Here is a 26,453-nt window from a genome sequence, read left to right on the forward strand (position 1 = left end):
TTTTGTTTTAGATCAATTTATACCAGTGATCTCAATCATGTTTGAATTTATATAACCCTAAAGGGGTAGTTATCAATGCTTTGTTTGATAAGGGGTTAGCTTTTTAACCATTTTAAAAATAGGGTGATTAAGCTCGCTTTTTGAACGGTTGTCTCTACCTCTTATGAATAATAGAGGTATTATAAATATAGGTTTAGCGTTGTGGCTTTCTGAAATAAGAATTGATGTCATTTGAAGATGTTAAAAATATCTTCAGAGGAAATTAATTGTCGCTCAAATAAATAATTGAGAATAATTATCACTTATTTAAGAGCTAAGGAAAGAAAATATGGGCAATATAAAATTGGCCATAGAGACAATGTTGAAACTTCTCTTCATCTTTGCCGTCTATGGTTTTTCCATCGCCGCCCATGCGACTTCTTCAGAGCCAGTTGAAGGTGCTCAAACCGAGCGCCATCAAGTCGAATTAATCCGTGACAGAGACTATAAATGTCTCCAGTGTCATAAGGACGCCAAAGATACTCTGAATCTATCGCATGACCCGCAAGCTCTATTAAGCCAGGGCAAACAGCTCAACTGCACGAATTGTCATAGTAATATCGGACCCGATCACCGTGAAGGTGCTTCGGAGGTGATTAAGTTTTCCGCAGCACAATCTCAAGCCGTTCACGATAAAGTCTTTCTTGATCCAAGTTTAATCCTTAAAGCCAATAGTCAATGTGTGGATTGTCATACACCGTTGAAGTTACGTGAAAGTCACTGGACGCATGATGTACACGCGAAAAACCTGACGTGTTCAAATTGTCATGATGTGCATGCTGCGAAAGCCAAAGCGCTGGCATACGACCGTAAAGAACTGATTAAGCAATGTGTCGACTGTCACTCTGAATTTGCCATCGAGCCTGAACTCGCAAAAGAGGAGGAGAGATAGCATGAAATGTTCTAGAAGAAATTTCTTAGCCGGTGGCGGCGCACTGATTTTGACTACAGGCGTTGCAGGCACTTCCGTTGTGAGCTCTTCTCTTTATGCCAGTGACAGTGAGCGAGCTAAACGTTTAGGTATGTTACACGATGAAACGGCTTGTATTGGTTGCACCGCGTGTACTGATGCGTGTCGTGAAGTGAATAATGTTCCGGAAGGTGTGACTCGTCTTAAAATTCATCGAGGAGAGCCGATAGGGGAATTCCCTGATGTGGAATACCAATTCACTCGTGAATCTTGCCAGCACTGTGATAACCCACCTTGTGTGTATGTTTGTCCAACAGGTGCTGCATATAAAGACGAAACGACAGGCATCGTCGATGTGCACAAAGAGAAATGTGTCGGCTGTGGTTATTGCTTAGCGGCCTGCCCTTACCAAGTGCGCTTTTTCAACCCTGTTGACCACTCTGCAGATAAATGTAATTTCTGTCGCGATACCAATTTAGCGCAAGGTAAACAGCCAGCTTGTGTGGAGTCTTGTCCGACGAAGGCACTGATATTTGGTGATTTGAACGATCCGACGAGTGAAGTGAGCAAAGCGATAGAAGGCCACGTTGTTTACCGGGATAAATCGCACCTAGGTACGCAACCTAAGCTGTATAAAATTCCGCATAGCAAAGGGGAGGTGTCATCATGAACGGCTTTGAAAGTGCTTTCCACTTTGACTCGTTAGTCTGGGATTGGATTATCGCGATCTATTTGTTCTTAGCGGGTATGTCCGCTGGTGCGGTGATGATTGCCATCTATCTAAAACGTAAAGTCATCGAGGGTGACCCAGCAAATAACGGCATCATGAAGGCCATGGCTTGGTTGGCGCCATTTGGTATCATTGCTGGTTTGGTTATTCTGATTTTCCACCTAACTAAACCGCTAGAGTTTTGGAAGATCATGATTTACTACAATCCGACTTCCGTGATGTCGATGGGCGTTATCCTGTTCCAAGTGTACATGATTGTGTTGTTTGTCTGGATCGGCGTAATTTTCCGCCACCCTATCATCAACTTCTGTGAAGGAAAGCTGCCAAGTAAGCTACTGGACTTTGTTGATGGTCTGCTTATTAAGTTAGGTAAAGGCAACAACGCCATAGAACTTTTTCTGGGATTTTTAGCGATAATCTTAGCTGCATACACCGGTTTCTTACTGTCTGCATTGAAGACCTATCCAATGCTTAACAACCCAGTGCTGCCTATTTTATTCTTGTTCTCGAGCTTGTCTTCTGGCGCAGCGGCTTGCTTGATGTTCGGAATTCTCGTCTTTAAAGAACCGACTAGCAGCCCTAGCGTGTCTTGGGTTCACGGGTTTGAACGCCCAGTGGTGTTGTTCGAATTGTTCGTATTGGTGACATTTTTCACGGGCTTAATCTTCAGTGGAGGGCAAAATGAAGCAGCTGCGTGGAACGCGATATCCAGTGGCTTTTGGGCGCAGTGGTTCTGGGTTGGTGTAGTACTAATAGGTATGCTAACACCTCTTACCATGAACTGGCTGATACCTTCAGAAGTGCGCCATAAAGGCAGTTATGTCTTTGTCGTTACCACTTTGAGCTTGGTCGGTGTACTCATGCTACGTACGTTCATCCTTTATGCAGGCCAAATGACGGTTGTATAAGGAGGTAAAATGGAAGCTGAATTGGGGTTTTTCTTACTGGTATTGGTGGTCATGGCGTCCAGCAGCGCAGCATTGTTGCACTGGTTTCGACGTGCTATCGGAAAGAGCGTGGCGTTAACACATCAAATTGCCACGTCGCACATCATCAGTTTAGCTTCCGTTATCTGTCTATTGCTTCTTGTTCATTGTTTCATTAAAGACAACTTCGCTCTTGAATATGTCATAGCTCACTCTAATAGCCATTTGCCAGTCGCTTTTAAGGTTGCTGCCGCATGGGGAGGGCATCAAGGCTCGATGCTGTTTTGGGTGGTAACGCTTAGCGTGTGGGCGTCATTTATTGCGTTCAAATCTCCTATTAGTAAGCAATATACAGGTGACTGCTTAGGCATCATGAACGTGTTAATAGCCGTCTTTGCTTGGTTCACATTAACAACTTCTAACCCCTTTGAATACGCTCAAGTCCTAGCTACAGAAGGACGAGACTTGAATCCGATGTTGCAAGACATTGGGCTTATTATTCATCCACCACTGCTTTATTTAGGTTATGTCGGTTATGCCGCGATATTGGCCTTTGCTTTAGCTGCTTTGCTGGGTAAATGTCCTCTGAATGAATGGTACGGGATTGCTCGTCGTGCCGCTTTCTTTGCTTGGGGGACACTCACTGTCGGTATTTTGGTTGGCTCTTGGTGGGCTTACAACGAGTTAGGGTGGGGCGGTTGGTGGTTCTGGGACCCAGTAGAAAACGCTTCATTATTACCATGGTTAACCGGAACTGCACTGTTGCACAGCGGAGTTCTAGCTCAAAGACATAAAAGTGCTCTATGGAGTACCTATGCGTTGGCATTTGCGACTTTTAGCTTGAGTATTTTGGGAACATTCATTGTGCGCTCTGGGGTTCTTACCTCGGTGCATGCTTTTGCGGTTGATCCAACCAAAGGCTTATTACTGCTGGCGGTGTTGAGTCTGTTGGTCGTGGTCACTTTTGGGATACTTATTGTTCGAGGTGACGGCATCAAAGCTTTTAAGCTAGTTTCTCTTCTTAGCCGAGCATACTTGACTTACGTTGCGATAGGCTTGTTCGTCATTACTACAGCGATTGTTTTCTTGGGTACGTTCTACCCGATGGTCTACCAACTGTTTGGACTTGGTAATATTTCCGTTGGTGCTCCTTACTTCAACAGCTTGCTATTCCCATTATCATTATTAGCATTGGGCGTAATGGCGATTATTCCTTTGCTTAGGTGGCAAAAGGGAGCGGATAAAAATGCTTTTATCTTTGCCTTGATTGCTATGTTGGCAATGGTGAGCTCTGCTTTCGTGTTTGTTTTCTCGGTTGAAAGCGTGCGTACAACCAGTTTGATCACGATTATGTTAGCGGTGTGGGTTGTGGTCGCCCATTTTTTGCTGATATTAACGTCTGAGACTAAGGTGACGCTGGTTCCTATGGTAATGGCACATATTGGTTTTGCCCTCGCCGCAACTGGGGCGGTGATAAACAGTGACTATTCTTATGAATATCATTTGCGAGTTGAGCCTGAGAGCTTGCACCAACGTTCAGACGTGAGTATTGATTATCATGGCATTGAGTGGGTAATTGGTCCAAATTACACCGCAGAACGAGCGAGCATTTATCTTCATTTGGAAGATGGTCGTACCTTGTCCCTTCAACCGGAAAAACGCCATTATCCAGTTCGAGTTATGAATATGACCGAGCCAGCCATTCGTTCATTGTGGCATGGAGACTACTATGTCACGCTAGGCGATAAAGTAGATTCCAATGCCTATGCAATTAAACTTCAGTATCGAGCCGGTATCTGGTGGATTTGGAGTGGTGGGCTAATCGCAGTATTTGGTGCGTTAATGACACTCGCGAACAAAAGAAAAAAGGTGGCACATGGTGTCGAAGAATACGCTTAAGTTGTTATTTCTTGTTAGCGTTGTGGCTTTGTTTGCTGCCCTTACGGCAACCGCTCTGTCTGACAGGCCCAATGTTGAATTGTCTGAGCAGCGCAAGTTGGTGATTCCTAGCTTTACCTCGATATCATTGCTTTCTGAAAAGGAAGTAAACCAAACCGTGTTTAAAAGCGAAGGTTATAAATTGCTGAATATTTGGGCTTCTTGGTGTGGAATATGCAAGAGTGAGCACGATGAGTTACTTCTATTAGCAGAGCAGGGTGTACCCATCATTGGTTTGAATTATCGAGATCAAAAACAAGCCGCTCGTGAATATTTGAGCTTTAAACGAAATCCATATAAAGAGGTAATCAGTGATCCCAATGGAAAGCTTGCTGTTGAACTTGGTGTAATAGGTACACCAGAAACTTACTTGATTGATCAAAATGGAATCGTGTTGATCAAATATCGTGGAGAGCTCACTAAAGATAAATGGAATGATATATTTTCGGAGTATTTTGATGTTTCGATTTAATTATCTACTCGCCTGTTTGTTGGCTTTTACGTTATTTTCATCTTTAGTGAAAGCGGAAGACATTAAGCAGAATGTTGATCTATTTCAGTTTCATTCTGTTGAAGTGCAACAACAGGCAACCGCTCTAGCCAAGACATTACGCTGTCCTCAATGCCAAAATCAAAACCTTGTTGAATCAAATGCCCCAGCGGCAAAAGACTTACGTTTGAAGGTCTACACGATGGTGAATGAGGGGAGTAGTGAACAAGAGGTCAAAGAATATTTAGTTGCAAGATATGGGAATATTGTTCTTTATCAGCCGCCGTTTAATTATTCCACAGCATTGTTGTGGATCTTTCCTGCGCTATTTTTGATCTTTTTTGTCTTATATTCGATCCGAATGACAAAACGTAATTAATGTGATGATAATTCCACTATTAAAAATAAATTGTGCACATAACAAGCAGAATGTTATCATTTTGCAGAATTTATGAAGGCTCCAGTGAATAGCAGACCATAAAAATGAGCTGGAGAAGTAATAAAAGAACGAAAGGTGTACGCAGTGGATTCAGTTATATCGCAATTAAAAAAGGACTTTTATTCGCAGATTCGTGCATTGCAGTCACCGAAGCTGCCACAAGTCACTTCGTCTCTCGCCGTCTTAACCGACGAGGAAATTCAAGAACTCGAAGCCGTTTGGATTGAGCTCGCTGTATGGAAGCGAAGCCAAACTCATTAAACCGATTCAAACTTAGCGACTTTAAACCCCAGGCAAATTTGTCTGGGGTTTTTTTATTGTAGTTAGCTGTAAATGTTATACTATAACAAATGTAAAGTCGGCAGTTGGGGATCATTTTCGCTATGAATTCTCGCTGTTGCTAGAATAAGAGTACGCCTCGTTGTGATCTCAACATTGAAAAATGCGGTATCAATCCCCATAGTTGAAGAGCAAATGAGAGCAATCCCATGAATGCGATAACGAAAATGCATCAAGCAATAAATCGAGTGAGTGTAGATATGGCGGAAGTACGTGCCAGAGTAGATTTTAAAGTCGGGGCTAACAGCAACATAGATGCCGAAATCCTGTCTTTCCATGGCCTAAAGACAGATAAAGAGCATGTAGCAATTATCTTTAAACAAGCGGATCAAACGCAAGATATGCCTTTAGTGCGTATGCACTCTGAGTGTCTGACTGGCGATGTGTTCCACTCTTCACGCTGTGACTGCGGTGAGCAACTAGAAGAGACCATCAATCGAATGGGCGAATCAGGTGGCATTATCCTATACCTTCGTCAAGAAGGCCGCGGTATCGGTCTTTATAACAAGATTGATGCATACCGTCTTCAAAGTCAGGGTATGAATACCTACGAAGCAAATAATCATTTGGGCTTCGATGATGACTTACGTGACTTCACAGAAGCAGCACAAATGCTTGAAGCACTAGGTGTGAATAAGATTCAGCTTGTTACTAACAACCCTAAGAAGATACGCGAGTTGTCAGAGTACGGAATTGAAATCGCAGAGGTTGTCAATACTTCTGCGCACATCAAAGATGGCAATGAAAATTATCTGAAGGCGAAAGTTTCCCATGGTAAACATCACCTAAAGGTTTAATCTTTAAAGATAAAACTAACAATAAAGCATTTTAAAAGCCTCATATTTATGAGGCTTTTTTTGTATCTAGAGTTGCAAATAAATTGTAAATTTGTATTATCTCGGGACAAAAGTGCAAATAAGAATAATTAGCACTACGAATAAGATTATTAAAAACGCTCAACAAGGATGCTTCTGATGAATGCAAAAAAAGTGTTAGTCCAATCTATTGCTGCATCACTTCTCATTGCTAGTGGTTCTACGGTTGCTGCTTCAGTAACTCAACAACAAGTTGTCGAACATTACGCGGACGTTGCTCATGCTGTATTTGCTGATTCAGTGACAACAGCTAAAGCACTCGACGTAAAAATCGACGAATTCCTAAAATCCCCATCTGCTGCAAAGCTTGAAGAAGTAAAACAAGCTTGGCTTGACTCTCGTGTACCTTACCAACAGTCTGAAGTTTTCCGTTTTGGTAACGCAGTCGTTGATGATTGGGAAAGCCAGCTAAATGCATGGCCACTGGATGAAGGGCTGATCGATTACGTTGCGACAGATTACCAATACGAATTAGGCAACGAAGGCGCCTCTGCTAACATTATTGCCAATACAAGCCTACAGATTGGTGCGTCTAAACTCGATGTATCAAAAATTACACCAGAATTAATTGCGGACTTGAACGAAGTTGGCGGCTCGGAAGCAAACGTGGCTTCTGGTTACCACGCGATTGAGTTCTTATTATGGGGCCAAGACTTAAACGGCACTAACGCAGGTGCTGGTCAACGTGCTTACACAGATTTTGTTGTGGGATCTGAATGTACTAACGGTCACTGTGACCGTCGCGGCGAGTATCTAAAAGCCGCTGCTGATTTGCTGGTTCAAGACCTTGAGTGGATGGAAAAACAGTGGTCTGCAGAAGTGAAAGGCAACTACCGCGAAGAGCTACTTGCTGGCTCGGCTGAAAATGGTCTACGCAAAATGCTATTCGGCATGGGTTCTCTTTCTCTAGGTGAGCTGGCGGGTGAGCGTATGAAGGTGGCACTAGAAGCGAACTCGACAGAAGACGAGCACGATTGTTTCTCAGATAACACGCATAACTCTCACTACTACAATGAGCAAGGTATCTACAACGTTTACACTGGTACCTACAAAGGTGTAAACGGTAAAGAATTGTCTGGTCCAAGTATCGCTGATCTTGTTGCTCAAAAAGATCAAAAAGCAGCGAAAGAGATCCAAAAGCAGTTTGACATGACTCGTAGCCAAGTTGGTGAATTAGTAACGTCTGCTGAGAAGAACAACCAGCACTTCGATCAATTGATTGCAGCGGGCAACGCACAAGGCAACGCGCTAGTAAACGACACCATCATGTCGTTGGTAGCCCAGACCGGTGCGATTGAGCGAGCGGCAAACATTGTCGGCATCGACAGCCTAAGCCCTGATACTGCTGACCACGAGTTTTAATCGTTCATAACCATAATAAATAAGGGCTCTTTGTGAGCCCTTTTGCCGTTTGAGCTCGTTGTTATCACCCTTGTTGTATATGTAGAGCAATGATATGAAGCCATACCTAATTTCTGCGCTAGCCGCGCTCCTTTCTTCTTCTGCCATGGCTTACGATGTTAAGTCTGGTGGCAAAACCAGTGTTAAAAAAGACGGCGCGAATGCGTATTCTCTTCCTGCTGCCAACTTGCCGATGAGTAAGCGCCTCGATTTCAGTGTAGGTAACAGCTTTTTTCGTAACCCTTGGGTACAAGCGCCAGCGTCAACAGATGCTCGTGATGGCTTAGGCCCGCTTTTTAACACTAATGGTTGTCAGAACTGTCACATCAAAGATGGCCGTGGTCATCCTCCAGAAAAAGACGATTTACATGCGGTGTCTATGCTGGTGCGCTTAAGCATTCCTGCGATGACGCCAGAACAAAAGAAATCTTTTATTAAGGATGGCGGAATCCCTGAACCAACATACGGCGGCCAGTTACAAGATTTTGCACTCCAAGACCAAAAACCAGAAGGAAAAATCGACATTACCTATACCGATGTTCCGGTGCAGTTTAAAGACGGAACGACAGTCGTTTTGAGAAAACCAAACCTGAAAATTACCGAATTAGGCTATGGTGACATGCACCCAGATACGGAATTTTCCGCGCGTGTGGCACCGCCAATGATCGGTCTTGGTTTGTTGGAGAGTATTCCCGACGAAACGCTACTCGCTTGGGTTGATGAACAAGATGCCAACAAAGATGGTATCTCAGGCAAAGTAAATAAGGTGTGGGACATTGAGAAGGGTGACTTCTCAATTGGTCGTTTTGGATGGAAAGCAGGACAACCGACGTTGATGCAGCAAAATGCGGCGGCATTCAATGGCGATGTGGGTTTGACAAGCCATTTATTCCCGAACGAAAACTGCACCTCGAAGCAAAGCATTTGTGACGACATGCCAAATGGCGGCAAACCAGAAGTGAGTGAAAATATTCTCGACTTCGTTGAGTTTTACAGCCAGCACTTGGCGGTGCCAATTCGTCGCAATGTCAAGGATCCGAAAGTGCAACTAGGACAGCAGATCTTTGCATCATCGGGTTGTGAAAGTTGCCACAAGACCAGCGTAAAAACGGCGAAACGACCTGAATTGCCAGCGCTTTCTGAGCAGCTTATCCACCCATACTCAGACATGCTTCTGCATGACATGGGTGAAGGCTTAGCCGATAACCGCCCGGAATACTTAGCAAACGGCCGTGAGTGGCGAACTGCACCGTTATGGGGCATTGGTTATACCGAAGAAGTAAACGGTCACACGTACTTCTTACATGATGGCCGTGCTCGTAACCTAATGGAAGCGGTGTTGTGGCATGGCGGTGAAGCTGAAACAGCGAAACAAAACGTCTTAGCACTGAACAAAAAAGAACGAGATGCATTGATTGCGTTTCTGAATTCTCTATAAGGAAGCAACCATGAAAAAAACACTGTTAGTGAGTGCGATTACCGCAACGTTAAGTTTGGTTGGTTGCCAATCGACCATTAGTTCGAGCTCTGCAAAGCCTGAGAGTACAAGTCATATTTCTCAAAGCGTGTACGAGGTCGAGTTTCAATCAGCTCAGACGTTTTTAGCGCAAAGCACAGAACTTGAACAACGCTTCGCAGATTATTGCGCATCAGAGTCGAAAAATGATGCTCAAGTAAAGCAGCAATGGCACCAAACCATGTTGTCTTGGATGTCACTTCAAGGCCAAGAGCGCGGTCCTGCTACGGCATTAGAGCAAAGTTGGAATGTTCAGTTTTGGCCAGATAAAAAGAACACCACTGGACGTAAAATGTCGGTACTGACGAAATCTGAACAAGAATGGACATCAGAGCAGATTGCGACACAAAGCGTTACTGTGCAGGGCCTGGGGGCGTTGGAATGGTTGATTTACGACAATGCATCGACACTTTCTACCAATAACAATACTTGTGCAACTGGCGTTGCGATTGCTGAAAACTTGCATGAGAAAGCACAGATCATTGCAGATTCTTGGGCAGAAAATCCATGGAAGTCATTAGAGATGGCGGAATGGGAGTCAGAGTACATTTCTCTTCTGTCGAATCAGCTTGAATACAGCATGAAGAAGCTCAGTCGACCACTAGCGAAGATTGGTAAGCCTCGCCCGTATTTTTCAGAATCGTGGCGTTCAGAGACCTCGCTTTCAAACTTAAAAGCCAACCTTCAAGGGATGGAAGCGTTGTACTTTGCTAATGGAAATGGTCTAGATGCGCTACTGAGAGAGCAAGGCCATGCAGATCTCGCAGACCGTGTCGTTCATCAGTTTGAAATGGCGTTAGAAACTTGGCCAGAAGATAAAAGCTTATTTGCTGCACTACAAACAAAAGAAGGCTATCGCATGGTGCTCGCTCAATACAATAAGCTAGAGCAATTGAAGTACTTGATCCACGAAGAAGTGGCGATCGAACTTGGTGTCGTAATAGGATTCAATGCTACCGATGGTGACTGATCAAACCCGCCGCACATTATTAAAGGCCGCTCTGTTTGGAGCGGCAGCGCCCGTTATGCCATTTGGTTGTGCTTCGACAACATCGCGAGAGGCTGCATTGATTGGCTGTTCAATCATAGGCCGAGATAAGTTTGCAGCTGTCGTCGCTGATGAACACGGTATGCCGATCACGACATTGCCGATCCCAGAGCGTGGTCATGGTGTGGCGACAAACCCACAAGGTCATGCCGTGGTTTTTGGCCGCCGACCTGGTACTTTCTTCATGGTGTTTGACTATCGCTCAGAGCAGATGATCAAACTGCAGCTAGCAAAACCGAATCGCCATTTCTATGGTCATGGTGTTTACTCCCATGATGGCACGTTGCTATTTGCCACAGAAGGGGAGAGGGGGACAAGTCGTGGGATCATTGGTGTTTATGATGTGCAAAAGCAATATCAAAAGATCGATGAGTTAACGGGCTTTGGCCTTGGGCCTCATGAAGTGATCATGATGCCGGACGGCGCATTAGCGATTGGAGTCGGTGGAGTACACACCAACGGTCGTGAACCGTTAAACCTCGACAATATGGCACCTAGCTTGAGCTACCTCTCGCAAGATGGCGAGTTATTGGATCAGGTTTCTTTACCAGATCATAAGCTAAGTATTCGTCATTTAGCTCATGATGGTGCGGAAACCGTGCTTTGTGGTCAGCAATATCGTGGCGAACCGGACGAGTATCCAGCCTTGATCGCCATGCACACGCGTGGTGGTGAAATGCAAGATCTTCAAGCTGAGCCTGAAGAGTGGGCCCGATTCAATCACTATGTGGCGAGTATTGCTGCGACAGATGAATGGATTTTAGCGACTTCTCCCCCTGGTAGTTGTTATGGAATCTGGTCTAAATCTACCGGCAAGTTGGTTGAGCTTAATGCCTTGCCGGATGCGTCTGGCGTCGTGATTTATGGCGATGAATTTCGAGTGAGTTCGGGTGCAGGAAAAGTGGTTGAGCAACGGCCATTAGAGTCAAAAAAAAGCTTCTCTAGCGGCATCCAATGGGACAACCATTGGTCGCGAATTATCTAGAAAGATCATGACTTAATTGCTTATTGAGAAATTTGTTGTCGATTTCATCTTCAGATTCTTAATTTTAAAGCTGCAACCCGTGAGATATTTGCCATACTTTTTTTATGGCAAACAACGGAAGGATCGATTCAGTGATTGCTAGATTCCTTATAATAACGGCACTTATGGTGCCGTTTTGCAGCTTTTCTACTGTAGTTTCTCTCGATGCTTCTGCACAAACAGAGCAAGAAGGGGCAGTTGCTCAGCTGTCAGTCGAGAAGATGATCCATTACCCAGAAGTGATTGATCAACTTTACCAAAGCACCAATTACCGCCTGAATTGGGAAAATGACAGTGATGTCGATCGATTAGTGTTCCAGATGAATTTGGTGGCACTAGCAGACGTAACTCAAGAGTTTGACGATCAGCTTCGTCGTATCGAACAAGTTAGAGCACAAGGTGATAAGCTTGACTTCGATCTTGTGATGACGGACTCATTGCTCATGTATCTTAGTTACCTTGAGCAAGTGCCTGAAGAAGGCATCAATTGGTTGTTCGCAAACAAAGACCACATCAAGCTTCCTGCTCCGAGCATTGAAACCCTTTCTCTGTTGAGTAATGAAATCACTGTCGGAAAGATGGGCCAATTTCTTGATGGTCTTCGTTCCCCCCTACAAATGGATGAGTCGTTTAACACGGCATTTGCGTCCTTGTCGACGTACGCCAAATTTGAGTTCCCTTTGTATCAACAAGATCAACGCTTGGCGAAAGTGGGTGACGACTTGTTTGATAAAGCAAGTTTGATTGCACGAATGCAAATTGTCGGTGTTGACGTAGGACATTTGGAGACAGAAACAACACTTTACGATGAAAATCTAGAGCTTGCAGTCAAAGAGTTTCAGCGTATTCATGGCCTAAAACAAGACGGTGTGATTGGTCCAAACACGCTTCGTTGGATTAATTTTTCGCCACAACAACGTTTACATTCATTAGCGTTAAATGCTGAGCGCTCTCGTATTTGGGCAAAAGAGCGTGACAATGTCGTATTTGTTAATGTGCCTGGGTATGAGGTCACTTATTGGCATGATGGCCAAGCTCTGTTTGAATCGAAGGTAGTGGTTGGGCGAGCGTCACGTAAGACACCAATCATGACGGGGACGTTAGATTCCGTCATTCTTAATCCTACATGGAACGTGCCTTGGAAAATCATGGTGAAAGACATCATTCCTAAGGTGAAGCGTAATCCAATGTACCTGATGGAACACAACATTCAGATTATTCGCTCTTGGACATCGCGTGAGATCATCGACCCTACGACGATCAACTGGGCAACCGTAAATCCAAGAACGTTCCCTTACCGCATGCGACAGTCTTCTGGTGCGCACAACGCATTGGGTCTGTACAAATTCAACATGCCTAATCCACAAGCGATTTACTTGCACGATACGCCAAGTAAAAACTTGTTCCAGCAAGATCGACGGGCTTATAGTTCAGGTTGTGTGAGAGTAGAGAATGCCGATCAATTAGCAGAATTGCTGTTCAAAACTCAAGGCTTAGAAGAGCGGTTAGCTAAGAAGCGTCAAAGCTCACGTCGTTCAAATAACTCCGTACCATTGAGTGAACGCATTCAAGTGCATATCATTTATCAAACGGCATGGTTAGAAGAGGGTGTGCTTTACTATCGTGATGACATTTATCAATACGATCATCAAGGGTGAGATTCGTTCTCAATTTAAAAAAATTTACAATTCATAAAATCTGTTTGCTGTTCAATAAGTAAACAAGAATTCCAGCCTAAATGTGACAAGCCGGACCAATTTATGCATTTGACGCGCTAAATTGGTTTCGGTAATGTCCGCTGCTTGTACAGTAAATGAGCAGTATCTTTTAAATGGTAAGTCGTAATTTTTCCCGTCGTGATTTTCTTAAAATGACCGCTGGTGGTGTGGTTGTCGCATCTGCAATGCCAAGTATCTCTTGGGCTGCGTTGCCTGATGAACCACGAGTACTCGCAATGAACAACTTAAACACAGGTGAGTTGCTAGAGTCCTGCTACTTCGATGGTAAAGGTTATGTGGATGAAGAGTTGAAACGCTTGGATCAGTTCTGTCGCGATCATCGCCGTAACGAAGTGCACCCAATGGATCGACGCTTGTTCGACCAAATCAGCCAAATTCAAAAGTTAATTGGGACTGAGTCAGAAGTCATTGTGATTTCCGGCTATCGCTCTCCGGTAACCAATGCATCTTTACGTAATGGCTCTTCAGGTGTAGCGAAGAAAAGCATGCACATGGAAGGAAAGGCCATTGATTTCCGTTTAGATGGCGTGAAGCTCTCTACCGTGCGTGAAGCCGCGCTTAGCTTAAAAGCGGGTGGGGTTGGTTTTTATCCACGCAGTAACTTTGTTCATATCGATACCGGAGCAGTACGTTCTTGGTAACACCTTATTGGTACTCTATTTTTTGCGATAAATCGCCGTGAACAACCCGTCCCACAAAGCTTGAAGTCGCTTAGGGTTAGTGTCATAGTTGCGGCAGTTTTCATGCAAATTTATTCGGTATAGGTTATCTATGGCTCTGAAATACCAAGTTGTTCCAGTAACATCTTTCTCTCAAAACTGCTCTATCGTTTGGTGTGATGAAACCATGAAGGGGATTGTGGTTGATCCAGGTGGCGACGAGAAGCAACTAGCAATGTTAATCAAAGAACTGGGTGTTGACGTTGTGAATCTAGTATTGACCCATGGTCATTTGGACCATGTAGGTGGCACTGAGCCTTTGGCTGCTATGCTGGGCGGTACAGAGATTGTTGGTCCTCATAAAGCGGACAACTTCTGGTTGCAAGGCCTAGAAGGCCAAAGCCAAATGTTTGGTTTTCCTTTGACAGAGGCCTTTGAACCTCATCAGTGGCTGAATGAAGGTGACAAGGTCACTTTTGGTCAGCAAACCCTAAATGTCATCCACACGCCAGGCCATACTCCGGGCCACGTAGTGCTTTATAGCGAAGACGCGCGTTTGGCATTTGTCGGTGATGTTCTGTTTAACGGCAGTGTTGGTCGTACAGATTTCCCACAAGGTGATTTCAACACGCTTATTGGCTCGATCAAAGAGAAACTCTGGCCACTTGGTAACGACGTTACTTTCGTCCCAGGTCATGGTCCTCAATCGACTTTTGGTCATGAGCGTAAAACTAACCCGTTTGTCGCTGATGAGATGCCGCTATACTAGAGCATGCAGATTTAGCTCTCGTAAATTATGCATCTGGCTCGGCTGCCGCTAGGTACCGTCGAGCCAACCCTACAAACTCTTCCGCCTCTCTATCCAAATCACTGGCCGAAATAAACACATCATAGCCATAGAACTTCCTTTGATATCTCATTCTATTTGCTAGCATGGCTTGTAGGCCGTCGAATTGCATTCCGTCCTCATTGATGTAGGGAGCAGGGTCGAGCACCATGTCTTCGAACTTTGTCTCGCAGTTATTTTGTCTCGCTCCCAAATAGAGCAGTGCGCGTTGGCCCAATAAAATTTCAGTTGCGATACGTGGACATATCGCGTTGAGGTAGGGCGAGTAATGCTTGAGGCGTATGCCTATCCAAGGTAGTGGTTGATGCCACCCTTCTTGCTCATAAGTACACACACCAATGGAGTCGATATTCTTCCAACGGACGACCCATCCGCCTTTGAAAAGGTGCTGCTGAAAATGCGAAGCGGTCAAGGTATAAGATACTTGGCTCTTTTTAATCATCATGATTGCAAAGCCGATGATGATGGCCATCAGCACCACAGAGAGCATCGCTTGCTTCCAGCCAGGTGCAATTAGAACCAGAAACAAGGTAATCAGCACCACAAGGAGCATGATCAGTTTGTTCACTGGGGAGTTGGATTTGAAATGTGAGTTAGTCAGATGCAGCGTTTCCATGCTTTTAACCTCAATGAATAATGAGTCTGAGGTCTCTGATTTTGATTGCTCAACTTGTTGCTTATTAAGTGCAAAGAACCTCTGTTTTTATACCCAGTATTCAATAAATCCGTTCACAATTTATCTGATTAAATAGTAGACGTTCTATGCAGTGAGCGCATTTTTCATCGCGTTTCGCCGCTAAAACCTACAAATCGCTTGTGAATTTTGGTATAAAACGCGCTTCAAATTTTCATCCCTGCTGAGATGCAGTGAACTGGAGAAATATTCGATGAGACTTGCTCATAAGCGTAAGGTGCAGATGAAACTGCAAAAACGCATTAAAGCGACAGTAGCAAAAGTAGCTGCTGCACCTAAAGCGGCTAAGCCTGCTGTTGAAAAAGCAGCAGCACCTTCTGTTGCTGAGAAAGTTGTAGCTGAAAAGAAAGTAGCTGCAGCAAAAACGGTTGAGGTTGCACTTACTCCTAAGCAGCAACAAGTACTAGACATCGTTGTAGCAAATGCTGAAGGTATTAACCCTAAAGGTATTGGTCAAGCTGCAGGTCAAGAAGACACTAAAGCGGCATCATGGGCTACTGGCGCACTGAAGAAGCTTCTTGAAGAAAACCTAGTTCAAAAAGAGCAGTTAGCAGGTAACAAAGTTATCTATAAAGCAGTTTAATTACCGCTGTAATTCTGTTTTCTAATTAAATGCCTCGACATTAGTCGGGGTATTTTTTTACCTGCGATACGCTTAATAGAGTTTCTAATTGAGAATTCTAAAGATATAAAGCCGTCATTTGTCACATTTTTTTAAATACTGTGTAAATTCTTCTGCAGTCAGATACTTAAGTAGTTCCTTATTCTTATAATCCAGAATGCTAACTTAACTATCTGATTAATAGACTTTATAAAATTTAGCCATCATAAAGACTACGTATAACTACGTAATACTAATGGCTAAAGCCCGTTTCAAAGCACAAATTTGTGCGTGTTCATGCCCATTTCTTACTTCCATGTAATGTCCCATCTTCTATAGCGAATCCTTATGTAATGGATGACAACAATAACCTTGGTGACAAAGGACGTGAACGATGAGTCTTATCCAAAAATCTCTGAAACGAGTGCTCAAAGCGACAGCGATGGTTGCTGCTATGGCATTTTTAACTACTTCTGCTCATGCTGCTGACGACAAAGTTTATCGCTTAAAACTGGCGGAGACATGGGGGCCGAACTTCCCAATCTTTGGTGATGCGACTAAAAACATGGCGAAAATGGCAGAAGAAATGTCAAACGGGCGTTTGCAAATCCGTATTGACTCTGCGAACAAACATAAAGCACCACTTGGTGTGTTTGATATGGTGAAATCCGGTCAATACGACATGGGTCACTCGGCGTCCTATTACTGGAAAGGCAAAGTACCAAACACCCTTTACTTTACCTCTATGCCTTTCGGTATGTTGCCAACAGAACAATATGCATGGTTCTACTACGGTGGCGGTATGGAGTTGATGGAAAAAGTTTACTCCCCCCACAACCTATTATCTTTCCCTGGTGGTAACACGGATACCCAAATGGGTGGCTGGTTTCAGAAAGAAATCAAATCAGTCGATGACCTACAAGGTCTGAAAATGCGTATCCCGGGCTTTGCTGGTGAAATTCTTGCAGAACTGGGGGCGAAGCCTACCAATATCGCACCGGGTGAGCTGTACACTTCTCTTGAGCGCCGCACTATCGATGCATTGGAGTGGGTAGGTCCTTCTCTTGATTTACGTATGGGCTTCCACAAAATTGCGCCTTATTACTACACAGGTTGGCATGAGCCAGGCACTGAGCTGCAGTTCCTAGTGAACAAGCGTACTTGGGAACGTCTACCAGATGATTTGAAAGCGATCCTTCAAGTTGCGATGAAAGCCGCCGCGTACGACATGTACACTCAGTCTAAGCACGAGAGTGGTAAGAACTGGGCATCAATTCAATCAGAATACCCTGATGTTCAAGTCAAAGACTTTCCGCCGGAAGTTATCTCTGCGCTACGTGAAGCGAACGAACGCCTTCTAAAACAACATGCGGAAAAAGATGCATTGGCAAAAGAGATTCAAGAATCTCAAGCGAGCTATATTGAGCAAGTGCGTCCTTGGTCTGACATTTCTCACCGAGCTTACTTAAACAGCCAAGCTCAACAGTAACTTCAATATGCTGGCTGAATCTATTGGTTCTAGCCAGCTAGCGAAGCCCAAGAAAAACTTCTCTTAGAGAAGATCATAACAAGTGCTCCGCGAGCCAGCGGAGCCAATTAACACGTTCCATGGAGTTCGGAATGAGAAGCCTTATTTATATTGAGCGAATCTTTAACCGCTTCGGTGATTTTCTGGGGTGGTTATCCAGCATCCTATTTATATTGTTATTAGCGAACGTGGTGTACGACGTTGTCATGCGTTACGTGTTTAATGATGTCTCTATTGCCTTTCAAGAAATGGAATGGCACCTCTTTTCTGCGGTATTTTTACTCGGTGTTCCTTACGCGATTAAATCCGGTGGTCACGTTCGAGTGGATATTTTCTATGAGCGTTTATCTTATAAAGCTCAATCCGTTATCGATCTCTTAGGCACACTCTTTTTCTTATTTCCTTTCTGTCTATTGGTGGCTTGGTACGGCATCGACTTTGCCAAAGAAAGTTATGCCTTGGGTGAAACATCGGGTGATCCTGGTGGCTTACCATATCGTTGGATTATCAAAGCAATGATCCCACTTTCTTTCTTGTTCATGGCAATCAGTGGTATGGGATTGCTGCTGCACTCCATCAACAAAATTGTTAACCCTCATCTTATCTATGCCGGTAATAACGGTAAGTCGTAAAAGGAATTCAGTATGATCGGTATAGTGATGTTTTTTGTCGCCTTGTTTGCGCTACTGCTCGGTTTTCCTGTTGCTTTTACTTTTGGCGGGATCGCATTAATTTTTGGCGTTTGGGCAGAAGGGATCGAGATGTTCGCCTTCATGCCATATCGCATTCAATCCATCATGGAAAACACGGTATTGATGGCTGTACCTCTCTTTGTCTTTATGGGGTTGGTATTACAAAAGACACGGTTAGCGGAGCAGTTGTTGGAATCCATGGGACGTCTATTTGGTGGCGTTCGTGGTGGTATTGCGATTTCTACCGTGCTAGTGGGGGCGTTATTGGCGGCATCGACTGGTGTGGTTGGTGCGTCTGTCGTCGCGATGGGTTTGATCTCTCTTCCCGTCATGCTCAAGTATAACTACGATAAAGGGTTAGCTTGCGGCACTATTTGCGCGTCGGGGACACTCGGCCAAATTATCCCACCTTCGATTGTATTAATTTTATTGGGCGATGTACTTGGTGTCCCAGTTGGCGATCTGTTCCAAGCTGCGGTGTGGCCGGGTATTGTGCTGGTGGGTGCTTATGTTATCTATATTCTGATTTACGCCAAACTTAACCCAGAAGCAGCCCGTCCTATTGATCGTGATGAATCGATCAGTCGCAAAGAGGAAGTGATCACCGCGCTGAAAGCTGTATTGCCGCCTTTAGCATTGATCATTGTGGTGCTGGGCTCTATTTTTGCGGGCATTGCGACGCCAACAGAATCTGCTGCACTCGGTGGTGCAGGTGCGATTGTGCTGTCACTGTTGTATAAACAGTTTAGCTGGTCGATGGTGTACGAAGCATCGAAAGAGACCGTCAAAGTAACCGCGATGGTATTTGCTATTTTGTTGGGTGCGACGGCGTTCTCTATGGCATTTACTTATACTGGTGGTGACTACTTGGTAGAAGAGTGGATGCTGCAAATTCCGGGAGAAAAGTGGGGCTTCTTGATCATCACCATGCTCGTGATTTTGATTCTCGGTTTCTTCATCGATTTCGTTGAGATTTGTTTCATTATTGTCCCAATAATTGCGCCTGTTGCTGAGCTCATGGGCATCAACATGACGTGGTTTGCGATTCTGATTGCTATGAACTTACAGACTTCATTCCTCACACCACCGTTTGGTTTTAGCTTGTTCTATCTGAAAGGGGTGGCGCCAGCAGGTGTGACAACACGAGATATTTATAAAGGGGTAATGCCGTTTATCGCAATTCAAATTGTTGTACTCGCCTCACTGTTATTCTTCCCTGGTTTCTACGGCATGTCGTAATACGCATGCAGTGACACTAGCGTAGCAATGTAAAGGTGAAAGGCGTATTTGTGAGCTGAGAGTTTTTACCTTTTGAGACAAGTTGTTAAGCTGATTAGTCATTAAGCTAATCAGCGTTTCATTGGAGGAAAGGGATGCCTCTTAAAGCCAAACTTATCTTGCTGGCGTTGATCCCCGTGTTGTTGGTGTCCGCAAGCATCAGTTGGATTTCCATTTATCAAGCGAAGACGCTAGGTCAACGAGAGGTGGAAATCTTTCATCAAAGCTTGATTCAATCTAAAGAAGTCGCGTTGAAAGACACCGTTGATTTGGCTTTCGATGCGATTTCGCACATCTACAATGATCCCACCATAGAAGAGCATGCTGCCAAAGCACGAGTGAAAGCGATCCTCAATCGACTTCGCTACGGTTCCGATGGCTACTTCTTTGCCTACGATAAACACGGAACCAATTTAGTTCATCCTATTTTGCCCGATTTGGTTGGGCAGAACTTACTGCATATTCAAGATGAAAACGGCGACCACCTCATCGAAGCGTTGCTCTATCAGGCTCAGCTTGGAGGCGGCTTTCATCAATACCTTTGGCAGAAGCCTTCCACGGGGGAAGTCGTGCCTAAGTTGAGTTATGCCGCTTGGCTGGATAAGTGGGAGTGGATGATTGGCACAGGTTTGTATATAGAAGATGTCAGTCGCGAAGTGGCTAATATGCGCGCCGCTGTGAATCAAAATATCGAGACAACGTTTTTCACCGTGGTTGTCATTTTGGTGGTGACAGTCGCGGTCATCATTGTTCTAACTCTTGCAATCAACCTACATGAGCACAGGTTAGCCGATAAACATCTAAAAGAGCTCGCTCACAAGACGGTGATGTTCCAAGAGGACGAGAAGAAGCATTTAGCTAGAGAGTTGCATGATGGCATTAATCAGTTATTGGTTTCGAGTAAATGCCATTTAGATCTAATGGGGCATCGGATCGACGATGAAAAACTCAAATCACACCTCGATAAATCTCAGCGTTCGTTGATTACGGCAATCAATGAAGTTCGCCACATTTCCCATCAGTTGAGACCAAGTGCGTTGGATGACATTGGTCTTGAGGCGGCGCTATCAACCTTATTGCAAGATTTTCATTCGCATTCCGGTATTGATATCGACTGCCATTTTGATACCAACCATGTGAAGTTAAAATCCGAAGTAGCGACAACGTTGTATCGCGTTGCTCAAGAGTCGTTGAACAATATTGAGAAACACGCGAAGGCAAAAAAGGTCACGGTAATTTTGCAAAAAATGGGCAATATGCTGCAATTACTGATACGTGATGATGGTACGGGGTTCTTAGTCAACCAATCGGCTCATCGGCAAGGTATCGGATTGCGTAACATGCGTGAGCGGGTCGAATTCATTGGTGGTGAGTTTGAACTGATGAGTGAACCAAGGTTAGGGACAGAGATTACCGTTTTGTTAGATTTGGATGGATTAGTTTATGGATAAACCGATTAGTGTGGTGATTGTGGATGACCACCAAGTCGTGCTTGATGGTTTTATGGCACGCTTGGAGCTTGAGTCTGACATCAATGTTATCGGTACTGCGAGTAACGGGCTGGAAGCCATCGAAGTCGCTAAGTTACTTAACCCTGATGTCATCTTGATGGACATCAGTATGCCGATCATGAACGGTATCGAAGCCACGGGGGTGATTAAGGAGGAACGACCCGAGAGTAAAATCTTAATGCTTACCATGCATGACAATCGTGAATACATCATGAAGGTGATGCAAGCGGGTGCGGTCGGCTACATGCTTAAAGAAATCTCAGCAGAAAAAATGGTGCAAGCGATAAAAACCGTCAACCAAGGTTCAACATATTTTTGTGAATCGGTTACTCAAACATTATTTACACAAGATGTTGTACCTGCGGCACAAAAGCCGAACCCACTCAGTCGCCGTGAAGAAGCGGTATTGAAACTGGTGGCTCAGGGCAATAGCAGCAAAAAAATTGCTACGCTTTTAGATATTAGCTATCGAACGGTAGAAACGCACCGCCACAACATTAAGCACAAGTTGGATCTGCACTCAACAGCGGAATTGGCCAAATACGCGTTTGAGACTGGTTTGACAGAGTGATTTCTGGGTAGGAGAAAGCGCTCATCACTGGACGAATGAGCGCTAACAAAGCATGTTATTCAGGTTTGGTGATGCTACCGATCTCTAGCATTGGTGCAACATCGATATCTTCCGCATTCATCATGGTAGAAATGCGCTGAACAGACGAAAGCAGCAAGCTTTGCTCCCATTCTTCCAGTTTTTGGAAGCGGCTGATGAAGTGCTCTTGAAGTGGCGTTGGCGCTTGTTTTAACGCTTCTTGTCCTTTTTCTGTTAGCACTGCATGCACTTTACGCTTGTCTTCCACACTACGGCGGCGTTCAACAAGCTGATTACGCTCTAAACGGTCTAAAATAGTGGTAGCGGTTGCCTGACTCATATTGGTGTGGCTAGACAGTTGCTTAATCGTGACATTGTCTAATTCACTAATGGCACGCATAAGAATCAGCTGTGGAGCCGTCAAACCAGACTCTTTGCTCAACTTTTTAGAATGTAAATCAATGGCGCGGATGATCTGACGAATCGAGACCAAGACTTCTTCGTACTTTTCCAATTTAGTAATCCAGTCATTAAGGGATCATGTAACGACGCGACACTAACTCAAAAGCGTTGCTAATAAAAGGGGTTAGTCAGGGATCGCGACACCATTTTTCAATTATTTGCCTTGGCTCTCCTTATTAAATTTATGGTTTTTTGCGGGTAAAAAAGGATGACCTAGAATTATTATAGTAAGAAATGTTTGTGGTCTAATTATTGCTGTGGTTGTTTTCGCTTTTTTTGGTGGATTTTTCTGATTGAAAAGTAAGTTATTGGATTTTTTATCAGCAAAAGATAGACAAAAACGCCTCAAATGGTAGGATCTTCCACTTTCATGGAAAATAAAATGTATCGTGTTCGAAAGGTTTTTTGGCGCTGCGTCGAAAAACTAGAATGCAAAAGAGAGGAACAATGACAAAAGGTATAGATAAGTACAGTATCGACAGTACCGACTATACGGTTGGTCAAGACAACGTGCAAAAATGGGGTTTTGACGTACATAATCCTGTTTTTGGTATCAGTGCGGGTTTCATTGCACTATTTCTTATTGCTGCATTAGTTCTTGATGCACATACCGCAAAAACAGCGTTAGATGGCATTAAGCTGAAAATCATCAGCTCATTTGACTGGCTGTTTATCCTTTCCGGTAACATCTTCGTTATCTTCTGTTTGGTATTGATTGTTTCACCAATGGGTAAGATTCGCCTTGGTGGTAAAGATGCCGTTGCCGATTACTCTTTCATATCATGGCTTTCTATGCTGTTCGCTGCAGGTATGGGTATCGGCTTGATGTTCTGGAGTGTTGCTGAGCCAGTAGCTTACTTCACCGGTTGGTATGAGACACCGTTGGGTGTTGAAGCGAATACACCAGAGGCGGCTAAGTTAGCACTAGGTGCGACCATGTTCCACTGGGGTCTACACCCTTGGGCAATTTACGGTGTGGTTGCGCTTTCACTCGCCTTCTTTACCTATAACAAAGGTTTGCCGCTATCAATGCGTTCGATCTTCTACCCGTTATTGGGTGATCGCGCTTGGGGTTGGGCTGGTCATATTGTTGATATCCTAGCGGTACTAGCAACTCTATTTGGTCTTGCGACGTCTTTGGGTTTAGGTGCACAACAAGCAGCAAGTGGTATTCACCACGTGTTTGGTGTTGAGCCTGGGCTTGGCTTGCAGATTGTTGTCATTACTGTTGTGACTTTACTCGCTGTTGTATCCGTTATTCGCGGTATTGACGGTGGTGTGAAAGTTATTAGTAACATCAACATGGTTATTGCCTTTTTACTTCTTATCCTTGTTGGTTTAATTGGTTGGGCTGTGAGCCTTGGTTCTATTCCGACGACATTTATGTCGTATGTAGAGAACCTAATTCCGCTGAGTAATCCGTTTGGTCGTACTGATGAAGCATGGTTCCAAGGTTGGACTGTATTCTACTGGGCTTGGTGGATTTCATGGTCACCATTTGTTGGTATGTTCATTGCGCGAGTTTCTCGCGGCCGTACAGTTCGTGAGTTCATCACGGCGGTACTGATTGTCCCTACAGCTGTGACGTTGATTTGGATGTCAGTATTCGGTGGTTTGGCTATCGACCAAGTGATCAACAATGTGGGTGAGCTAGGTGCAAACGGTCTAACTGACGTTTCATTAGCGATGTTCCAAATGTTTGATGTTCTGCCATTTGGTAACATCCTATCTATCATTGCGGTTGTTCTGGTATTGGTATTCTTTATTACCTCTTCAGACTCTGGTTCTTTGGTTATCGACAGCATTACCGCTGGTGGTAAAGTGGATGCGCCAGTTCTACAACGTGTATTCTGGGCATTTATGGAAGGTGCAATTGCGGTTGCACTACTGTGGATCGGTGGCTCAGAAGCGGTTCAAGCACTGCAAGCTGGTGCTATCTCAACTGCGCTTCCATTCACATTCGTATTGCTTGCCATGTGTGTCAGTTTATTGATGGGCATGAGAACAGAACGACAATAATTGATAAGATTTATAAATATCTCTTAGATATTAATGAGTTAAAAAGCCAGCGTAATGCTGGCTTTTTTTGTGCGATTTTTCTGACGCTTGCCAAAAAAATGGCGAATCAAATTCTTTATTTTACAACAGGTTATCGTATTAAATTTGTGAACAATCTTCGTGATTACTTTGTCAGAAATGTGTAAGATTCAGCCTCCTTAACTGTTCTCCCAACTTCTTATAATAATTATGAAATTATCATTAAAACAAAAGCTAATTGGCGCAAGCCTCTCTGCTGTTGTAGTGATGGCAACAGCATTAACTTGGTTGTCGGCTGGTCAATTGTTTGATCAGACGCGTTCAGGTGTCTATTCACGAGCACAAAGCCTAAGCAACGCAGCATCAGAAGGTATTTCTGACTGGGTTGCGATTCGCAAAGACATTGCGACGGCTTTCAACGATTACTCAACTGAGCAAGACGTTGTGCCTTTCCTACAACAAGCACGCAAAGCGGGGGGCTTTGACGATATCTTCCTAGGTACTCCGGAAGGTGGTATGTACCGTTCTCATCCAGAACGCAACCGTGCCGATTACGATCCTCGCACTCGCCCTTGGTACACTGAAGCGAAATCAGCGGGTAAGCAGATCATCACTGAAGCGTATCAAGATGCGATCACTAACGCGCTACTGGTGACCATTGCCGAACCGGTAATGAAGAACGGTAAGTTCATTGGTGTAGTGGGTGCTGACGTTCTGATTGATCAGTTGATCAATGACGTGATCAGCTTGGACGCGGGTGAAAATGCGCATGCAATGTTGATCGACATGAACGACGGTACTTTCCTTGCGCACCCGAACAAGAGCTTGACACTTAAGCCAATTACGGACCTTTCTAACCAATTTTCAAAAGATTCGATTGAGCGTGCAGCCAATACAGGCTCGATTGAGACAACAACGATCAAAGGTCAAGAGAAGCTTTACTACTTCAGCAAAGTGCCAGGTACAAACTGGATGTTCGCGATTGAAATGGATCGTGCAACTGAAGAGGCGAGCCACGCACAATTACTACGCGAAATGCTGATTACAGCTGTTCTCATCACCATCGTAGTGATTGCAGCGGTGTCTTGGTTAGTTGGCTTCTTGTTCCGCGATCTTGGTCGTGTATCGCAGGCGCTTGAAGAGATTGCTTCTGGTGAAGGTGACTTAACACAACGTCTTGAGCCACGTAGCGATGATGAAGTTGGTAAACTTGCCGAAAACTTTAACCGTTTTGTGGGCAACATGCATACTATGGTGACCAAGCTTAGTCACGTTTCTGCATCGTTGTCAGAGCAAGCTCGTACGACCGCTCAGCAGGCTGAGGAGCGTAGCCAACGTATTTCTTACCAGCAAGACGAAATCAACATGGTTGCGACTGCGGTAAATGAAATGGCTGCGGCGACACAAGAGATTGCAGGCAATGCTGACAATACTGCATCAAGCTCAGAAGAAGCGGTGCAAGCGTGTGTTCATGGTTCAGGTCAAGTGACTCAAACTCAAGGCTCTATCCAGAACCTTGCACAAGAAGTCCAAGTGGCGACGAACGTGATTCAAGAGCTTGAGGCGCACGGTAATGCAATCAATACGATTCTTTCCACGATCCAAGGTATTGCAGAGCAAACTAACCTACTAGCACTAAACGCAGCTATCGAAGCGGCGCGCGCGGGTGAGCAAGGTCGTGGTTTTGCGGTGGTTGCTGATGAGGTTCGTGTTCTGAGTCAACGTACTCATGCGTCTACTCAAGAGATTCAAGAAACGATTGAGATGTTGCAAGGTACGACAGCAAAAGCTGTAGGTATTATGGATGACAGCCGTCGTCTTGCTGACACCAGCGTGGATGATGCGAACTCAGCAGCGGTGAGCCTCACTCAGATTCACACTGCAGTAGAACGCATTAGCGACATGGCAACACAAATTGCGTCTGCTGCTGAAGAGCAAGCGTCCGTAACAACAGAAATTACGCGCAACACAGAAGGCATCCGCGATGTCTCCAACGAGTTGTCAGTTGAAGCGCATCAGGCCGCAGAGCAAGCTGCGCACCTATCTGAACTTTCTCATGAGCTAGAACAAGAGATCAATCGCTTTAAACTGTAAGTGATTTGAGCATTAAAAAGGAGCCGATTGGCTCCTTTTTTGTTTAT

Annotated in this window: 25 protein-coding genes; 23 read left to right on the plus strand and 2 right to left on the minus strand. The window is 44.5% G+C overall.

Annotation, left to right across the window (positions count from 1 at the left end; genetic code table 11):
• Positions 1-328: 328 nt before the first annotated feature.
• The 15 genes from nrfB to VJL_RS04740 all read left to right on the plus strand — a co-directional run bounded on the left by nrfB (position 329) and on the right by VJL_RS04740 (position 14,842).
• Positions 329-931, plus strand: a complete 603-nt coding sequence (gene nrfB / locus VJL_RS04670) for a cytochrome c nitrite reductase pentaheme subunit (RefSeq protein WP_038871811.1) — start codon at positions 329-331, stop codon at positions 929-931.
• Position 932: 1 nt separating this feature from the next.
• Positions 933-1,619: a cytochrome c nitrite reductase Fe-S protein gene (nrfC, locus tag VJL_RS04675; protein ID WP_038871809.1), complete on the plus strand. Its 687-nt coding sequence runs from the start codon at positions 933-935 to the stop codon at positions 1,617-1,619.
• Positions 1,616-2,587 (plus strand): cytochrome c nitrite reductase subunit NrfD, encoded by a 972-nt coding sequence (nrfD, locus tag VJL_RS04680; protein WP_038876072.1) that lies wholly within the window; start codon positions 1,616-1,618, stop codon positions 2,585-2,587. Before nrfC ends, nrfD begins: the two co-directional genes overlap by 4 nt.
• Before the next feature lie 9 nt (positions 2,588-2,596).
• Positions 2,597-4,504, plus strand: coding sequence for a heme lyase CcmF/NrfE family subunit (locus VJL_RS04685; RefSeq protein WP_038876073.1), 1,908 nt, complete (start codon positions 2,597-2,599; stop codon positions 4,502-4,504).
• Positions 4,482-5,015 carry a DsbE family thiol:disulfide interchange protein gene (locus VJL_RS04690; RefSeq protein WP_038876074.1) on the plus strand — a complete coding sequence of 178 codons (534 nt, stop codon included), beginning with the start codon at positions 4,482-4,484 and terminating at the stop codon, positions 5,013-5,015. Before VJL_RS04685 ends, VJL_RS04690 begins: the two co-directional genes overlap by 23 nt.
• Positions 5,002-5,412, plus strand: a complete 411-nt coding sequence (gene nrfF / locus VJL_RS04695) for a heme lyase NrfEFG subunit NrfF (protein WP_038876075.1) — start codon at positions 5,002-5,004, stop codon at positions 5,410-5,412. The genes VJL_RS04690 and nrfF overlap by 14 nt, the downstream gene beginning before the upstream one ends.
• A gap of 144 nt (positions 5,413-5,556) precedes the next feature.
• The gene (locus tag VJL_RS04700) at positions 5,557-5,733 is read left to right on the plus strand and encodes a hypothetical protein (RefSeq protein ID WP_038871948.1); all 177 of its coding nucleotides are present in this window, start codon (positions 5,557-5,559) and stop codon (positions 5,731-5,733) included.
• A gap of 227 nt (positions 5,734-5,960) precedes the next feature.
• Entirely contained in the window at positions 5,961-6,608 is a 648-nt protein-coding gene (locus VJL_RS04705; protein WP_170946265.1) for a GTP cyclohydrolase II, read from the plus strand.
• A gap of 177 nt (positions 6,609-6,785) precedes the next feature.
• Positions 6,786-8,048, plus strand: a complete 1,263-nt coding sequence (locus VJL_RS04710) for an imelysin family protein (RefSeq protein WP_038876076.1) — start codon at positions 6,786-6,788, stop codon at positions 8,046-8,048.
• Positions 8,049-8,142: 94 nt separating this feature from the next.
• Positions 8,143-9,525 (plus strand): di-heme oxidoreductase family protein, encoded by a 1,383-nt coding sequence (locus VJL_RS04715; protein WP_038876078.1) that lies wholly within the window; start codon positions 8,143-8,145, stop codon positions 9,523-9,525.
• A 10-nt stretch (positions 9,526-9,535) separates the two neighbouring features.
• Positions 9,536-10,573 carry an imelysin family protein gene (locus VJL_RS04720; protein WP_038876080.1) on the plus strand — a complete coding sequence of 346 codons (1,038 nt, stop codon included), beginning with the start codon at positions 9,536-9,538 and terminating at the stop codon, positions 10,571-10,573.
• The gene (locus VJL_RS04725; protein WP_038876082.1) at positions 10,554-11,636 is read left to right on the plus strand and encodes a DUF1513 domain-containing protein; all 1,083 of its coding nucleotides are present in this window, start codon (positions 10,554-10,556) and stop codon (positions 11,634-11,636) included. Before VJL_RS04720 ends, VJL_RS04725 begins: the two co-directional genes overlap by 20 nt.
• 131 nt (positions 11,637-11,767) lie before the next feature.
• Complete coding sequence (locus tag VJL_RS04730; protein WP_458260169.1) at positions 11,768-13,333, plus strand: L,D-transpeptidase family protein; 1,566 nt, start codon at positions 11,768-11,770, stop codon at positions 13,331-13,333.
• A 173-nt stretch (positions 13,334-13,506) separates the two neighbouring features.
• Entirely contained in the window at positions 13,507-14,055 is a 549-nt protein-coding gene (gene mepK / locus VJL_RS04735) for a peptidoglycan L,D-endopeptidase MepK (RefSeq protein ID WP_038876086.1), read from the plus strand.
• A 130-nt stretch (positions 14,056-14,185) separates the two neighbouring features.
• Positions 14,186-14,842 carry an MBL fold metallo-hydrolase gene (locus VJL_RS04740; protein ID WP_038876088.1) on the plus strand — a complete coding sequence of 219 codons (657 nt, stop codon included), beginning with the start codon at positions 14,186-14,188 and terminating at the stop codon, positions 14,840-14,842.
• Positions 14,843-14,867: 25 nt separating this feature from the next.
• Here VJL_RS04740 and VJL_RS04745 read toward each other — a convergent pair whose 3' ends face one another.
• Entirely contained in the window at positions 14,868-15,536 is a 669-nt protein-coding gene (locus tag VJL_RS04745) for a DUF2982 domain-containing protein (protein WP_038876090.1), read from the minus strand.
• Between the two features lie 271 nt (positions 15,537-15,807).
• Between VJL_RS04745 and VJL_RS04750 the strand changes: the two genes are divergently transcribed.
• The 6 genes from VJL_RS04750 to VJL_RS04775 all read left to right on the plus strand — a co-directional run bounded on the left by VJL_RS04750 (position 15,808) and on the right by VJL_RS04775 (position 21,795).
• On the plus strand, positions 15,808-16,197 hold the full coding sequence (locus VJL_RS04750) for a MarR family transcriptional regulator (protein WP_038871782.1): 390 nt from the start codon (positions 15,808-15,810) through the stop codon (positions 16,195-16,197).
• A 412-nt stretch (positions 16,198-16,609) separates the two neighbouring features.
• Positions 16,610-17,704: a TRAP transporter substrate-binding protein gene (locus tag VJL_RS04755; RefSeq protein WP_038871780.1), complete on the plus strand. Its 1,095-nt coding sequence runs from the start codon at positions 16,610-16,612 to the stop codon at positions 17,702-17,704.
• A gap of 131 nt (positions 17,705-17,835) precedes the next feature.
• The gene (locus VJL_RS04760; RefSeq protein ID WP_038876092.1) at positions 17,836-18,375 is read left to right on the plus strand and encodes a TRAP transporter small permease subunit; all 540 of its coding nucleotides are present in this window, start codon (positions 17,836-17,838) and stop codon (positions 18,373-18,375) included.
• A 12-nt stretch (positions 18,376-18,387) separates the two neighbouring features.
• Positions 18,388-19,674, plus strand: coding sequence for a TRAP transporter large permease (locus tag VJL_RS04765; RefSeq protein WP_038871776.1), 1,287 nt, complete (start codon positions 18,388-18,390; stop codon positions 19,672-19,674).
• A 134-nt stretch (positions 19,675-19,808) separates the two neighbouring features.
• Positions 19,809-21,164, plus strand: coding sequence for a cache domain-containing protein (locus VJL_RS04770; protein ID WP_038871774.1), 1,356 nt, complete (start codon positions 19,809-19,811; stop codon positions 21,162-21,164).
• On the plus strand, positions 21,157-21,795 hold the full coding sequence (locus tag VJL_RS04775; protein WP_038871772.1) for a response regulator: 639 nt from the start codon (positions 21,157-21,159) through the stop codon (positions 21,793-21,795). Before VJL_RS04770 ends, VJL_RS04775 begins: the two co-directional genes overlap by 8 nt.
• Positions 21,796-21,850: 55 nt before the next feature.
• Here the strand turns inward: VJL_RS04775 and cosR are convergent, their stop codons facing one another.
• The gene (gene cosR / locus VJL_RS04780; RefSeq protein WP_038871769.1) at positions 21,851-22,327 is read right to left on the minus strand and encodes a MarR family transcriptional regulator CosR; all 477 of its coding nucleotides are present in this window, start codon (positions 22,325-22,327) and stop codon (positions 21,851-21,853) included.
• A gap of 395 nt (positions 22,328-22,722) precedes the next feature.
• Here cosR and VJL_RS04785 point away from each other — a divergent pair, with 395 nt between their 5' ends.
• Together VJL_RS04785 and VJL_RS04790 are read left to right on the plus strand one after the other, a co-directional pair.
• The gene (locus VJL_RS04785; protein WP_038871767.1) at positions 22,723-24,294 is read left to right on the plus strand and encodes a BCCT family transporter; all 1,572 of its coding nucleotides are present in this window, start codon (positions 22,723-22,725) and stop codon (positions 24,292-24,294) included.
• A gap of 228 nt (positions 24,295-24,522) precedes the next feature.
• The gene (locus VJL_RS04790) at positions 24,523-26,406 is read left to right on the plus strand and encodes a methyl-accepting chemotaxis protein (RefSeq protein ID WP_038871766.1); all 1,884 of its coding nucleotides are present in this window, start codon (positions 24,523-24,525) and stop codon (positions 26,404-26,406) included.
• The last annotated feature ends 47 nt before the right edge of the window (positions 26,407-26,453 follow it).

Source organism: Vibrio jasicida CAIM 1864 = LMG 25398 (genome assembly GCF_000400365.1).
GTDB lineage: Bacteria > Pseudomonadota > Gammaproteobacteria > Enterobacterales > Vibrionaceae > Vibrio > Vibrio jasicida.